Origin of the sequence: Arthrobacter sp. YC-RL1, assembly GCF_001454985.1 — a bacterium.
In the GTDB taxonomy this organism is placed as follows: Bacteria; Actinomycetota; Actinomycetes; order Actinomycetales; family Micrococcaceae; genus Glutamicibacter; species Glutamicibacter soli.
This window is the reverse complement of record NZ_CP013297.1, coordinates 2,234,478-2,248,488: the sequence shown is the minus strand read 5'-3', so window position 1 is coordinate 2,248,488 and position 14,011 is coordinate 2,234,478. Positions and strand designations below refer to the sequence as shown.

Annotated in this window: 12 protein-coding genes; 10 read left to right on the top strand and 2 right to left on the bottom strand. The window is 62.1% G+C overall.

From position 1 onward, the window contains the following. Window positions 1-9: 9 nt before the first annotated feature. Window positions 10-1,452 (top strand): glycosyltransferase, encoded by a 1,443-nt coding sequence (locus ATC04_RS10525; RefSeq protein ID WP_082123880.1) that lies wholly within the window; start codon window positions 10-12, stop codon window positions 1,450-1,452. A gap of 68 nt (window positions 1,453-1,520) precedes the next feature. On the opposite strand, the gene ATC04_RS10520 is transcribed toward ATC04_RS10525, so the two are convergent. Continuing rightward, entirely contained in the window at window positions 1,521-2,753 is a 1,233-nt protein-coding gene (locus ATC04_RS10520; protein ID WP_197413530.1) for an MFS transporter, read from the bottom strand. A gap of 168 nt (window positions 2,754-2,921) precedes the next feature. On the opposite strand from ATC04_RS10520, the gene ftsY reads away from it, so the two are divergent. From ftsY to ATC04_RS20030, 3 genes are all read left to right on the top strand, one after another. Further along, entirely contained in the window at window positions 2,922-4,112 is a 1,191-nt protein-coding gene (ftsY, locus tag ATC04_RS10515) for a signal recognition particle-docking protein FtsY (RefSeq protein ID WP_047118943.1), read from the top strand. A 132-nt stretch (window positions 4,113-4,244) separates the two neighbouring features. After that, window positions 4,245-5,024: an acyltransferase gene (locus ATC04_RS10510; protein WP_082123881.1), complete on the top strand. Its 780-nt coding sequence runs from the start codon at window positions 4,245-4,247 to the stop codon at window positions 5,022-5,024. Continuing rightward, entirely contained in the window at window positions 4,930-6,378 is a 1,449-nt protein-coding gene (locus ATC04_RS20030; protein ID WP_286158846.1) for an acyltransferase family protein, read from the top strand. Before ATC04_RS10510 ends, ATC04_RS20030 begins: the two co-directional genes overlap by 95 nt. A gap of 27 nt (window positions 6,379-6,405) precedes the next feature. Here the strand turns inward: ATC04_RS20030 and ATC04_RS10500 are convergent, their stop codons facing one another. Beyond that, window positions 6,406-7,056, bottom strand: a complete 651-nt coding sequence (locus ATC04_RS10500; RefSeq protein ID WP_047118946.1) for a DNA-3-methyladenine glycosylase — start codon at window positions 7,054-7,056, stop codon at window positions 6,406-6,408. Window positions 7,057-7,164: 108 nt separating this feature from the next. Here ATC04_RS10500 and ATC04_RS10495 point away from each other — a divergent pair, with 108 nt between their 5' ends. The 6 genes from ATC04_RS10495 to ATC04_RS10470 all read left to right on the top strand — a co-directional run bounded on the left by ATC04_RS10495 (window position 7,165) and on the right by ATC04_RS10470 (window position 13,964). Continuing rightward, window positions 7,165-7,374 carry a hypothetical protein gene (locus ATC04_RS10495; protein WP_152666831.1) on the top strand — a complete coding sequence of 70 codons (210 nt, stop codon included), beginning with the start codon at window positions 7,165-7,167 and terminating at the stop codon, window positions 7,372-7,374. A 72-nt stretch (window positions 7,375-7,446) separates the two neighbouring features. After that, complete coding sequence (locus tag ATC04_RS10490) at window positions 7,447-7,761, top strand: hypothetical protein (protein ID WP_052772345.1); 315 nt, start codon at window positions 7,447-7,449, stop codon at window positions 7,759-7,761. A gap of 297 nt (window positions 7,762-8,058) precedes the next feature. Further along, window positions 8,059-9,249 (top strand): ammonium transporter, encoded by a 1,191-nt coding sequence (locus tag ATC04_RS10485; protein WP_353580009.1) that lies wholly within the window; start codon window positions 8,059-8,061, stop codon window positions 9,247-9,249. Between the two features lie 242 nt (window positions 9,250-9,491). Beyond that, entirely contained in the window at window positions 9,492-11,021 is a 1,530-nt protein-coding gene (locus ATC04_RS10480; RefSeq protein WP_082123882.1) for a peptidoglycan DD-metalloendopeptidase family protein, read from the top strand. 167 nt (window positions 11,022-11,188) lie between these two features. Next, window positions 11,189-12,751 (top strand): signal recognition particle protein, encoded by a 1,563-nt coding sequence (gene ffh / locus ATC04_RS10475; protein WP_047118949.1) that lies wholly within the window; start codon window positions 11,189-11,191, stop codon window positions 12,749-12,751. After that, window positions 12,738-13,964: a hypothetical protein gene (locus ATC04_RS10470; RefSeq protein WP_047118950.1), complete on the top strand. Its 1,227-nt coding sequence runs from the start codon at window positions 12,738-12,740 to the stop codon at window positions 13,962-13,964. Before ffh ends, ATC04_RS10470 begins: the two co-directional genes overlap by 14 nt. The last annotated feature ends 47 nt before the right edge of the window (window positions 13,965-14,011 follow it).

Genomic DNA, 14,011 nt, shown 5'->3' with positions numbered 1-14,011 from the left:
AGCTCTGACATGGTGTCTTCGGTTCCAGCCGAATCCGGATCTGCAACGCGGGAATCCGGCACGTCGGTTTTCGTCAGCATCGTTGTGCCCGTCTACAACGCGATGCCGTACCTGACTGACCTTCTGAGCTCTCTGGATGCCCAGACCTTGGACACTTCGTTGTTCGAGGCGATTTTCGTAGACGACGGTTCCACCGACAATGGCGGGCAGGTCCTGGACGAGTACGCGGCCGGCCGCGAGCACGTCACAGTCATCCATCAAGAAAACAGCGGATGGGCCGGCAAACCCCGGAACGTGGGCATGGACAGCGCCAACGGTGAATACATTTTCTTCGTCGACTCCGATGACTGGCTGGGTGCCGAGACATTAACGCGCATGCGGGATTTTGCGCTTGCACATGACTCCGACGTCGTGGCTCCACGGCTGGTTCCTGCCGGAGGGCGCAAGGGCGGGGGGAGTACCTTTGCGCAAACGGTCATTGATGCGCCGCTGGAACACATGCTTAAGACCTTGATGCCGCAGAAGATGATCCGCGCTGAATTGTTGCGTGCCAATAACATCCGGTTCCGTGAAGACAAGGTGCGCCTCGAAGACGGAATGGCTTTGGTCAAGGCTTATTGTGCAGCGCACCGCAACAGCATTCTCGGCGACTACGAGTACTACTACATCAGGGCTCGTTCTGACGGAGCCAACATCAGCATGGCTCCAATCGATCCTGCAAGCTACACGGCATCGCTGGCGCATATTGCGACCACGCTGATGGAAGATGTTCCTGATTCGGACTACGCCAAGGATCTTGTCGCAGGGCTCTTCTCAAGAAAAGGACTCAAAGTCTACCGAGGCCAGCGTTTCTTGAAGTACCGCGAAGCCAAGCGCAAAGGATGGATTCAAGCCCATCGGGAATTTCTTGCCGAGTTCCTGCCTGATGACCTCCACCGATTCGAGGGAATTCGCAGGGAGAAAGTCGTTTGTATTCTCAACTCCGACCATGACGGACTCATCCGTCTTGCCCGTTTGGAAGCCAATGAAGAACGGTCTCCAGTCCTGGAATCCGTTGAGGCTGAAGCGCGCTACCTGAAATTCAGCGCGAGAGTCCCGAACTATGTTTCGAAGCCCGTAAGCTTTGTCGCCGAACAACGCAAGACCAAAGAACAGCAGCGCATCTCGCTTCATTGCAGCGATAGCCAGGGGGCGGACGAGCAGCTGATTGCTGCCAAGTTGCCCTTGGACGGTGCGCAGGGGCTGCTTGATTTGTCGATTCTGCTGGCCGATGGGCGCCTCAAGCGCATTGAATTCCCACACGGGGTGCCGGAAACGACGCACCTTGGGGCCCGGGTTTACCGCACCGCAAACGGGTATGCCAGCGTGGATGCCCGCCAGCTCAGAGCCGGAACGTTGCAGCGGGTCATGAACCGGGTAGGCAAGGTTTTCGGTCGTCGTTCCAAGCTGTAGCCGGAGCAGCAAGCGATGCGGCTTTGCGCATCAGAAACCTGCTGCCAAAAACTGCCGAATCTGCAATGCTAAACGGCTGGGACCGGCTTCGGGGTGCGGGGAACCACGATCCACGCAAGAACGCCGACGAGGCCTACGAGGGCAGAAAGGCCAAAGGCCAACTGGTAGCTCCAGAAGTCAGCCATTGCGCCGGCAATCAGCGGCCCGATAATAGAACCCAAGTCGGTGCACATTTGAAAACCAGCAAGCGCCTTGCCGCCGTTGCGACCTGAACCAATGACATCCGCGACCGAGGCTTGCTGGGCCGGGCCCAAGGTTCCCGCACCGAATCCGGCGAACACCGAACAGATAATGAAGCCGGCGAACGAGGTAAAGATCCCCATCGCGCCGATGCTGACAATGAGCACGCTCATGCCCAGCAGCACAGGAACCTTCCTGCCGATGCGGTCGGTGAGCCTGCCGGCGAACAACAGAGCGCAGCCGTTGCCCACTGCAAAGATGGCAAGAGAGATCCCGGCGACGGACTGGCCTTGTACTTGGCCGAAAACTGCAAGGGCGAACAGCGGGATCATGCTGTTTCGAACGCCGAAGGCCAGCCATCCGTAACTGAAGCCTGAAAACAGGGCTGCCCGGTAGGTTGTGGATCCCATGGCCTGGCGCATGGTGACGACTTCGATCGACTGTCCATCTGCAGCAGGATCGTTGGCTTGCTCGTCAAGGTCGCGGCGGCGGCCCAACGCCATGTAGACGACTGCCGCGGCAATCACCAAAGCCACGCCGTAAATCACGAATGGCAAGCGCATGCCGAGCGGGGCCAAGACTGTTCCAAGCACAGGCCCCGCCACATTGCCAAGCAGGAATGATCCGGCGTACAGGCCAGAAATTCTTCCCCTCGACTCGTCGGGAGAAAGCCTGGCAATCAGTGCCATCGCTGAAATGGTGAACATCGTAGATCCGAAGCCACCCAAGCCTCGGGCCAGCAGAAGCTGCGTGTAATCCTGTACCGCGGCACAGAGCAATGTGGAGACCGCGACCAGCAGTACGCCGGTGACATAGATGCGAGGTTCACCCAGTTTCCCCACAAGTACGCCAGCTACCGGTGCAAAGATCAACCGGGTGAACGCGAAGATGCTGACAATGACAGTTGCCGCCGCAGCTCCCACATCGAAACTCACCGCGTACTGGGGGAGGATCGGCGCGATCAAGCCGAATCCCAGGGCAATGATGAATGCCGCAACCAGCAGCACTCGAATTTCGGCAGGAATGGGCGGGCGAGCCGGTGCCTTCTGTGTAAATGCCATAGTCATTGCCGCGATGTCAGGGCCCTGCCTGAGGCGGTCAGCCTTTCTGTCAAGAATTAGGGGTCCGGGGACCACAAGCCATTCTATGCCCTTCCACCCGAGCCTGTCGGATGGACGAATTTGCCTCTGGAAACGGCAAAACGCCGAAGATATGAGACGATTTAGAGCGTGACCGATTCGCTATTACTTACCATCATCATTGTCGCGGTCGTTGTAGTGGTGGGCATTGTTGCCACCGCCTTCGTAGCCAAGGGCCGCAAGCCTAGGACTCCATACACAACTGAGCGCGACGCTGACGACGTTCCCAGCGCCACCGTTGCTGGAGGCGAAACTGACACCCTTGAAGGCTCAGTCGCCACCACGGATGGCACAGATGCGCCGGTTGGCGTCGTCGAGCCTGAGGCTCCCGTTGCCCCAGCCCTAGACGTACCTGAACCTGTCCAAGGTCGTCTAGCCCGTCTGCGCGCACGATTGACCAAGTCCAACAACATGTTCTCCAAGGGCCTTCTGGCCCTGCTTAGCCAGGACTCCATCGATGAGGACGTCTGGGACGAGATCGAAGAAACCCTGCTGCTGGCGGACCTCGGTACCGAACCAACCCTGGAACTCGTCGACGCACTGCGCGAACGGGTCAAGGTCGAGGGCAGTCGAGACCCGCAACGGGTCAAGGCAATGCTTCGCGAAGAACTCCTCAAGCTCGTTGATCCGAGCCTGGACCGCACGTACCTCCCGGAGCCTCATCCGGACCGTCCGAGCATCATCATGGTGGTGGGCGTGAACGGCGTCGGCAAGACGACGACCATCGGCAAGATGGCACGCGTGCTGGTCGCGGAGGACAAGGACGTGCTCCTCGGCGCGGCGGATACCTTCCGCGCGGCGGCAGCGGAGCAGCTTGCAACCTGGGGCGACCGCGTTGGCGTGCCGACCGTTCGCTCGGAAATTGACGGTGCAGACCCAGCTTCGGTTGCTTTCGAAGCCGTGTCGGCTGGAATCGACCAAGAAGTCGACATCGTCATGATCGATACTGCCGGCCGCCTGCAGAACAAGGTTGGGCTGATGGACGAGCTGGGCAAGATCAAGCGGGTCGTCGAAAAGAAGGCAACTGTTGACGAAGTCCTGCTGGTTCTCGACGCGACGACTGGCCAGAACGGCCTTTCGCAGGCCAAGGTGTTCTCCGAGGTCGTGAACGTTTCCGGCATCGTGCTGACCAAGCTGGACGGCACTGCCAAGGGCGGCATCGTGGTAGCGATCCAGCGCCAGCTCGGCGTTCCGGTCAAGCTGGTTGGACTGGGCGAAGGCCCGGATGATCTGGCTCCATTCGATCCCGAGGCGTTCGTCGACGCTTTGCTTGAGGGCTAGTCGCGGTTTCTGGCCAGTTGCTCCTGGATGTTCCAGGAGCAGCTGGCCAGTGGCATGTCCAGCAACATGCCGGTGGCGGAAGCCCGAAGAAGTTTGAACTACCGTAGATAATCAGGGGAGAATGTTCCACCAGTGAGCAGCGTGCAACCTATTGCCGGATTGTCAGTACCAGGTCGAAAAAAGTCGGTATTCCGTGCCGATATACAGGGCTTGCGAGCTCTGGCAGTGGGAGTCGTGGTCATCTACCACTTCTGGCCTAAGGTCCTTCCCGGGGGCTTTATTGGCGTTGACGTTTTCTTCGTGATTTCCGGTTTTCTCATCACATCGCACCTGTTGACCAAGCCACCACGAAGGATACGGGATGTCGGCCAATTCTGGATACGCCGCGTCAAGCGGCTTCTCCCTGCGTCATTTCTGGTGATTCTCGTCAGCCTGCTTGGCGTGTGGCTTCTCGCGCCTGAAACACTCTGGCAAGACTGGGGTCTCCAAGCCATAGCCTCCACGTTCTACTTCCAGAACTGGTTCCTCGCAACCTCAAAGGTTAACTATCTAGCCGAAGCGGACGCGCCGAGTCCCTTCCAGCACTTCTGGTCGCTGTCTACCGAGGAACAGTTCTACCTCGTGTGGCCGATCCTCATTGGTTTGCTCGTGCTTCTGGCCATCCGCTGGGGAAAGAAAACCCAGCCGGTTACTCTTACCGGCATTGCCTTCATTTTTGCGACGTCGCTGGGATATTCGGTGTACGCGTACCGCTACGGATTCAGGCGTCGCCTATTTCTCTACCTTCACCCGTGGATGGGAATTCGCTGCCGGCGCTTTGATAGCTGCCTTCGGTTCACGTGCCCATGCTCCGAAATCAGACGTATTGAGCGCAGTTGCCGCCTGGGTTGGACTGGGTGCGATTGTAATTAGTGCGCTGACCTTCACAGGCGAAATGCCGTTCCCAGGTGCTCTCGCACTTCTTCCAGTCGCTGGTACAGCACTGCTCATACTTGCGCATGCCAAGCATTCTGCATCGCCTAAGTCACTGCTCGGCAACAAAGTCGTGCGCCTCGTGGGTGATAATTCGTATGCGATTTATCTGTGGCATTGGCCCCTTCTAATTCTCTTGCCGTATACGGTGAACGACTTTGGAATCATGGTTAAGCTACTGACTTTGACTGTGACTGTGACACTGGCGGTATGGACCCAGGTGTTTGTGGAAACTAAGTTCCGCACTTTCCTTGATATCTCAAAGAGCATGTCAGCACCCAGATTCCTGGTCCTTGGCTCTGCTGTTCTGTCGATCATTGCCGGAGGGCTCTACACGACCAGCGGTCAGGTAATGAAGGATTCCATGGATATTAGCGCTTCGATTCAGCGCGTAGAAGAATCTCTTGGACGAGATTGTGTAGGTCCCAATGCGCTCACTGAAAAATGTCCCAACGGCGGAGGAGTCGGCGAGCAATTCGAGTCTTTGGCACCCGCCCCCATGGCAGCAAAATACGATAGGCCTAAAGTTTACGCCGATGATTGTTTAGCTAGTGAAGGGGAAAACTTCGCGGATAGACCGATTTGTCGGTATGGGGAGGGGGACCTGAAAGTCGCCTTGGTGGGAAATTCCCACGCCGTTCAGTGGTTCCCGGCTGTCGAATCAATGGCCGAGCGCCACGGATGGTCGTTGGACACATATCTCATCAGCAGATGCGCCGTTAATGGCACACGCCAAATGTTCGAAAATGAGGGGAAGACTGAGGGGTGCGCAGACTACGAACCGTGGGTTTTGGATCAGCTGAGCGCACAAGGCTATGACCTCATCATCGCATCAAGCCGTCAGTCATTGCCCCCAGAAGGGTACAGTTCTGAAACCGGAATGGATGCTTCCCGTAGAGCATTCAGCGCAACGTTAGATTCGTGGACACGAACTGGAGCGGAAGTCGTCGTAATCGCCGACACCCCCTTTCCAGGGGCGACCCTGGACAACGTTCCGGACTGTGCAGCGGACAATATCGAGCAACTGTCCAAATGTAGTGGAAGCATAAAAGACTGGTTACCCTCCGATCCACTCGCTGACGCTGCGAAGTCGAGCGCTGATGATCGCGTCAAGCTGGTAGATATGAACGACTACCTATGTAGTGAAGAAACTTGCTATGGAATCATCGGTGGAATGATTGCATTCTGGGACCACTCGCACTTGAGCAATACCTACGCGCATGCACTGAGCCCGATGCTGGAGCAAAAGCTACAAAGTAAACTATCCAATCCTGACCTTTTCGTGTCCGATTAGAGTACGCCTCGCTCGTGGCAACTAGATTCAAGCCCGTGGCGCATTGCGCCCGGGCTTGAATGCTGACACGGTCTTGTTCCCCGGAATCCAGAATCTCCACGGGAATTCCGGGCCGCCGGCGATGCCCGCGACGCCCACGCGCGGTCCACAGGCGATGGCATCCGGAACCCCGATGGGTTCCTCCACGATGAACGGCGCCGCGAGAAGATCCAGGCCGTCGTGCTGCGGACGGGTGATGCCCAACGCCGTGGCCAGGTTTCCCGGGCCTCGCGCCAGGTCGCGCTCCACGAGTGTCGCAGGGTTGGTTCCTTCAGGCCGCTTGTGCAGTCTGCGTTCCCTGGCGAGCTGAAGCCCCTCGATGATCTCCCCGGAGCGAACCAGAACACCGGAGGCAATGCCGGCAGGCGAGCACACCAGATTCAGCGCGAAGTGCATTCCGTAACTGAAATAGACGTAGGCATGCCCCGGATCCAGGAACATGGAGGCGTTGCGCGGCGTCTTGCGGTCCTTGGAGTGGCTTCCCGGGTCATAACGCCCGCTGCTTCCCAACCCCATATAGGCTTCGACTTCGGTGATGCGCAGGCGAACTGTACCTTCGGGGCTGTCTAGGCCGAGCACCGCACCAAGGAGCCGGGGCGCAACCTCGACCGCATCCGCGGCGAAGAACTGACGATCCATGCTTCCAGTATTGCAGTGCGAACCGATTTTTTCGGCAATTTCTGCCTAAACGAGTAGGGCCTGACGACAGGAAGTTTCGGGGTACACGCACTTGAACGATTGGGGATCATGGTGAAGAAAATCGCGTTTTCTGCTGCCGCAGCAGTTTCGGCCAGCTTCGGCGCGTCCGCCGAAGTTCATGAGGCCGTGCAGGTTTCGGCTGCTGCGGTGACCATTGAGAAGCCGGAGCTAGAGACCCACCTGCCCGACACCATAGCCACGCTGACGGTGACCCAGGCCCAGGCGGATGATCTGAGCAGCGCAAATAACGAACGCTAAGGAGACGAAAAGGAAGCCAAGACGAAGGCCAACAAGGCCAAGAAGATCACCGGCCGTGAGCTGGCGCAGATCGTGAAGAAGCCGGACTCCTACCTGGACATGAACGTAATCATCTACGCCCGGGTCACGCAGTTCGACTCGGCGACCGGTCCGTGCACCTTCCGCGCCAACGTCAGCCATGCACAGGTTGGCAAGTACGACTACGAGCACAACACGATTTTCGACGCCGGCGACGGCCTGACCAACTGCGACATCCTGGACGACGTCGTGGCCGAGGACATCGTCAAGGTCACCGCAACGGTGACGGGCTCGCTGACCTACGATACCCAGGTCGGCGGGTCGACCACCGTGCCCGAAATGCAGGTCGTGAAGATCGCCCGCCTGTAGCGCACAGCAATTCACCGCTCCACCGCGGCAGCCGTCCACCGGCTGCCGCGGTTTTTGCTTTGGTGCGTTTTTCGAAATACCCCGGTAACACAGCGGGAAAGAAACCGTTACGCACGGGCCCGGTTTGTCACACATTCGAAACCAGCGGTGGAGGCAGGCGAAACATCGCTGGCCAAGAATTATGTATCGAGACGAACGCCGAGTAATCCGGTTAAGTCACAGAATTATTCACCGATACACCAAATACCGTGAGGGGATGTGGACTAGATGGAGCTGGATGTCGCCAGTCTTTGGATCTTGATCGCCGCAGCACTCGTTCTACTGATGACCCCGGCCCTGGGGCTGTTCTACGGGGGAATGACCCGTGCCACCGGCGTCGTCAACATGATGCTCATGAGCTTCTCCGCAGCGGCCATCACCGCAATCGTCTGGGTGCTGTGGGGGTACTCAGTTTCCGCCGGCGAACCGGCCATCGCCGGAATCATCGGCAACCCGATCAGCGACTTCGCCCTGCACGCCACCCCCGAGTCGGGCCTGCTGGCGGCGGGCTTCGCCGGAACCTTCGCGATGATTTCCGTGGCCATCATCTCCGGAGCCATCGCCGACCGTTCGCGCTTCGCCCCGTGGCTGATGTTCGTGCCCTTGTGGGTCACCCTGGTGTACGCGCCGGTCGCCTTCTGGGTCTGGGGCGGCGGCATGCTCTCCGCCGACGGGTTCCTGGGCAAGATCTTCGGCGAAGCCATCGACTTCGCCGGCGGCGCCGTGGTCCACACCAACGCCGGCGTGGCAGCGCTGGTCCTGGCCCTCAAGCTCGGCCAGCGCCACAACTTCCACGACCGCCCGCAGCCGCACAACACCCCGCTGGTCATGCTCGGCGCAGGACTGCTATGGTTCGGCTGGTTCGGATTCAACGCCGGCGCCGCCACCACCATCGAGCAGGCCGGACTGATCTGGGTCAACACCCTGGCCGCACCGGGCGCCGCGGTGCTGGGCTGGATCATGGTGGAGAAGCTGCGCGGAGCCCGCCCGAGCTCGCTGGGCGTCGCTTCCGGCCTGGTCTCCGGCCTGGTGGCCATCACCCCGTCCTGCGCGGACATCGCACCGTGGGCCGCGATGCTGCTCGGCGTCCTGTCCGGCGCCGGCTCGGCCTGGGCCGTGAACCTCAAGTGGAAGCTGGGCTACGACGACTCGCTCGACGTGGTGGGTGTGCACCTGGTTTCCGGCATCATCGGCACCCTGTTCCTCGGATTCTTCGCCATGCCGACCGCCGAAAGCGCTGGCGGCCTGTTCTACGGCGGCGGAACCGGCCAGCTGGTTGCGCAGTTCATGGCGCTGCTGGTGGTGATCGTGTTCTCCGCGGCCATGACCTGGGTGATCGCCACGGTCATCGAGAAGATCAGCCCATGGCGCGTCCCGGCAGAGATTGAAATCGCCGGCATCGATGCCACCGAGCACAACGAAAGCGGGTACCAGCTGATGACCAAGTAGCCGCGGTGGGCTGGTGATTCACCGGCACAACTGCACAGGGGCAGGGCTCCGGGACACCGGAACCCGGACGGAACCGCCGGTGGGCCAAGCAGCCACCGGCGGTTCAGTTTGTTGGAAAAACCTTGGAGATCAGGCTCCGCCGCGTCGTTGGGGCAATCAGGCCCGGAAAACTCTGGCTATGCGGGCCCAGACTCGATACGCTGGGAGCCACTTTGGATTTGCAGTTTGGGGACTGGCAAATTATGAAAAGGCGTCATCAGGTAAACCACGAGCCGGCCATTCCGGGGAGACCGCGCGAGAGAAAGCGCGCCCTGTACGGGGCGGCCAGCCTAGTGCTGGCACTGGGAATCTCCAGCACGCTTGCCACACCGCTGATTGCGGGCCCGGATCATTCGCGTGCCGTGGGCATGGAAGCCTCGTCCGGCGCGCTGATGGATTGGGACATCAGCTCCGATGCAGTCTACGTCGACCCGTATGCCCCGCTGGCGGTATTCGGCGGCGCCGGCCAACTCCTGGACATCGACGGGCGCCCGTCCTCCATGATGAAGAACGCGCAGCGTCCCGGCGCTATCGCCGGGCAGCAGGAACAGCTGGTCGGCGGCACCCAGGTTCCCGGGGCGCGGATCAGCGCAGAAAACGCCTCCACCTTGCTGGTCGGAGAGGTAGGGCAGATCGGCCAGCTTCCCGGCGGGCTGGAACTCATGCCCCCGGTCAAGACCCGGCGGATCTCCAGCCCCTACGGCTGGCGCGCGAATCCCACCGGCCCGGGCAACCAGATCCACATCGGCCAGGACTATCCCATCGCCTGCGGATCCCCGGTGTACGCCAGCGAGGACGGCATCGTCACGGTGTCCTCCTGGGCCGGGCACTCGGGCAAGCGCATCACCATCGACCACGGGCACAACGTGCAGACCGGCTACAGCCACAATTCGGTGCTCATCGCCGCGGTGGGGCAGCGGGTCAAGCGCGGAGAGCTGATTGCCCGCGCGGGAACCACCGGCAACTCCACCGGCTGCCACGTGCACTTCGAGGTCATTATCAACGGCCGCTGGCACGATCCGCGCAACTACCTGCCGCTGAACCCGGGCCAGGCCCAGGCCATGGTCGATTCCCGCCGGCTGACGGTCAGCGCCAACAGCGCACCCAAGGGCAGCAAGCCTTCGGCGCCCGCGAAGGAGCAGAAGCCGGCCAAGGAGACCAACAACAACCCGGATGTCGTGGTGCCCGAGGACGACACCCCGATGGTTCCCACGCCGAGCCCCTCGCCGACCCGCAAGCCCCCGTCCAAGGACAAACCTTCCACGGACAAACCCTCCAAGGACACACCGAAGGCCAGCGACAAGCCTTCGGCCAGCCCTACGCCGAAGCCCACCGGGTCCGCCAAGCCGAGCAAACCAGCCAAGCCGAGCAAACCGGCCAAGCCGACCAAGCCGGCGAAGCCCACCGAAACGGCGACACCCGATGCGACTGGGAAGCCGACGCAGCCGGCCACGCCGCCGGGCAGCGTGAAGCCCACCGAATCGGCTGCGCCGACCGTTCCTGCTACGCCTCCGGCCGGGCAGGAGGGCACCCCGCCGCGCTCCACCAAGGCGCCGAGCACGCCGAAGGCCCCGGTGCCGGACTCCAAGCCGGCCAGCGAGCCGAGTGAGTCCGCAGGCAGCAGCGCCGCGGCTGAACCTCCCGCCGCCACGACGGCCAAGGCCATGGAGCCCGTCGCCGCGGTGCAACCGGAATTAGACGCTGCCACTGCCGGCCGCGTGGACGGGGAATAAGCCCGGGCCGCGGGCTGCGGCGGTTCCGAGCGCCGGAAATCCGAGATCACACGATGTTGGGTGCGCCGCCGGTTAGCCATGGGGCGGATTGTTGATATTCTTGGTAGTCGAGTCCTGTGCGATTTTGTTTGCGCACCACAAGACCTATCGAAAGAAGTGCCCGGCACGTGTTTAATTCACTTTCCGATCGCCTGACAGCAACCTTCAAGAACCTGCGCGGCAAGGGCCGCCTGTCCGAGGCAGACATCGACGGTACCGTCCGCGAAATCCGTCGCGCCCTGCTGGACGCTGACGTTGCCGTCCCGGTGGTCCGCGCCTTCGTGGCCCAGGTGAAGGAACGCGCGCTCGGCATCGAGGTTTCCGAGTCGCTGAACCCGGGCCAGCAGGTCGTCAAGATCGTCAACGAGGAGCTCGTGGCGATCCTCGGCGGCGAAACCCGCCGGCTGAACCTGGCCAAGAACCCTCCCACGGTGATCATGCTCGCCGGCCTGCAGGGCGCCGGCAAGACCACCCTGGCCGGCAAGCTGGCCAAGCACCTGAAGTCCGAGGGCCACACCCCGATGCTGGTGGCCTGCGACCTGCAGCGCCCGAACGCGGTCAAGCAGCTGCAGATCAACGGCGAACGCGCCGGCGTGCCGGTCTATGCACCGCACCCGGGCGTCTCCTCCGAATTCGACACCCCCACCGGTGATCCGGTAGCCGTTGCCCGTGACGGCGTGGCGGAGGCCAAGGCCAAGCTGCACGATATCGTCATTGTCGATACCGCCGGCCGCCTGGGTGTCGACACCGAGATGATGGCCCAGGCCGCGAACATCCGCGCCGCCATCAACCCCGACGAAGTACTCTTCGTCATCGACGCCATGATCGGCCAGGACGCGGTCAACACCGCTCAGGCCTTCCACGAGGGCGTGGACTTCACCGGCGTGGTGCTGTCCAAGCTGGACGGCGACGCCCGCGGCGGCGCCGCCCTGTCGGTGGCCTCGGTGACCGGCAAGCCGGTCATGTTCGCCTCCACCGGCGAGAACCTGGACGACTTCGAGATCTTCCACCCGGACCGCATGGCCAGCCGCATCCTGGACATGGGCGACGTGCTCACCCTGATCGAGCAGGCCGAGAAGAACTGGGACAAGGGCGAAGCCGAGCGGATGGCGAAGAAGTTCGCCGACCAGGAAGACTTCACCCTGGACGACTTCCTCGCCCAGATGGCCCAGATCAAGAAGATGGGCTCCATGAAGAAGCTGCTGGGCATGATGCCCGGCGCGCAGATCTCCCGCCAGCAGCTGGAGCAGTTCGACGAACGCCAGATCGACCGCGTGGAGGCCATCGTCCGCTCGATGACCCCGCACGAGCGTGTGGCCCCGAAGATCATCAATGGCTCGCGCCGCGCCCGCATCGCCAAGGGTTCGGGTGTCGCCGTCTCCGAGGTCAACCAGATGCTTGAGCGCTTCGCCGAAGCCCAGAAGATGATGAAGAAGATGGCCGCCGGCGGCGGCATCCCGGGCATGCCGGGTGCAGGCAAGGGCGCCGCCCGCAAGGCGAAGGCCAAAGGCAAGGGCAAGAAGCAGGTCAAGTACGGCAACCCTGCCAAGGCCGCGCAGGCCCAGCTGGAATCCCAGCAGAAGAAGGCCTCCGCGCCGTCCGGCGCCGCCTTCGGCCAGGGTGCCCAGGACTTCGACCCGTCGAGCCTGAACCTGCCGGCAGGCTTCGAGAAGTACCTTGGCAAGAAGTAGCCACGAGTCGCCACAGGGCGGCGTCCAGTCCGAAACGCTGGTCGCCGCCCTGACTCTTATTTTCGAGGACACCGAAGGCCTGGATGCCGGAGGCACGGTGCGCCGCGTCCTGGCGGAGCGGGAGGTCATTTCCCTGGTCTCCGAAGCAGTGCCGTGGAACGGGCTGGTGCTCATCGAGGTCGGCATCGCGGTGGATCCCGAGGGGCTGATCCTGCTGGCCAACGCCGACGGGAGCACCCGGTTGGGGCAGCAGGTGGAGGACTTCGCCCTGGCGCTGAAGCTCGGCACCGGTGCGCTGTACGCGGACCAGGACGACTATGAGGTCCAAAGCGGGGAACCGATCCAGGATGAGCGCCTCGAGCAGATGCCGCCCGGGCGCACGCTGCTTGCCGGGGCGCTGACCGAGGCTGACATGCAGCTGCTGGCCGCGGCCTCCAAGACCGAGTGGAACCTGCTGCTCTCCGAGGACCCCGAGTGCACCTCCATCGCCGTGCATGACGGGTTCCTGGTCGGCGGGTACCCCGGCGCTGACCAGTATCCGGCCGTCATGATCAGCCGCTGCGGCCCGCGCTATACGGCCAGCTTCTGGTTCCCGCAGCAGAGCTCCAAGCTCTCTGGGGAACCGGCCTGGGTGCATATCTGGCCGGTGGCCGCCGGACCGGCCGTGCAGCCCGCGGCCGGAACCGCCGCCCGGGCGCAGCTGCAGGTGCTGGAAACCCACTATTTCGCCACCGACCCCGCGGAACTGGACGACCTGGCCTTCATGAAGGTCTCGGCGGAGAATATCGAGATCCTCAAGCGCGTGCTCACCGGCGCCGGAAGCCAGCAGGCTGCTGAGCAGGTGCTCGCCGCCTTCGGCCACGACCCCGAGGCGGCCCGGTACCTTTCCCAGGCCGGCTTGCCCGAGGGCTCGAGATTGATTCAACCGATGGGCTTCGGCAAGGCCCTGGGCCGGGCCGTGGCGATGGAAGCCCGCAAGAGCAGTGCCACCCCGCGCTGGTTCAATTCGATGTCCTGGAAACCGTGGCTGCAGCTGTGCTGGGGCCTTATCGAGGTGCTGGTCTTCTCGCTGATGCTCGCCGGCACCGACTGGGACCGGCCCTGGGTGGCGGCTTGGCTGGTTGTCGTAATCCTTGCGGTCGGCTATGTGGATGCCGCGGGCAACGTGGTGTTCGGCGCGGTGCGCTGGGTGCGGGGTATGCGCCGGCGCTAGCGGCGGCCTGCGGCGGGGCAAATCCGCGGCGGGCGCCCGCCGCGCGC

Coding starts and splice junctions, on each gene's coding strand:
- ATC04_RS10520 (WP_197413530.1), bottom strand. CDS start 2,753: ATGGCATTTACACAGAAGGCACCGGCTCGCCCGCCCATTCCTGCCGAA.
- ATC04_RS10525 (WP_082123880.1), top strand. CDS start 10: ATGGTGTCTTCGGTTCCAGCCGAATCCGGATCTGCAACGCGGGAATCC.
- ATC04_RS10480 (WP_082123882.1), top strand. CDS start 9,492: ATGAAAAGGCGTCATCAGGTAAACCACGAGCCGGCCATTCCGGGGAGA.
- ATC04_RS10500 (WP_047118946.1), bottom strand. CDS start 7,056: ATGGATCGTCAGTTCTTCGCCGCGGATGCGGTCGAGGTTGCGCCCCGG.
- ATC04_RS10495 (WP_152666831.1), top strand. CDS start 7,165: ATGGTGAAGAAAATCGCGTTTTCTGCTGCCGCAGCAGTTTCGGCCAGC.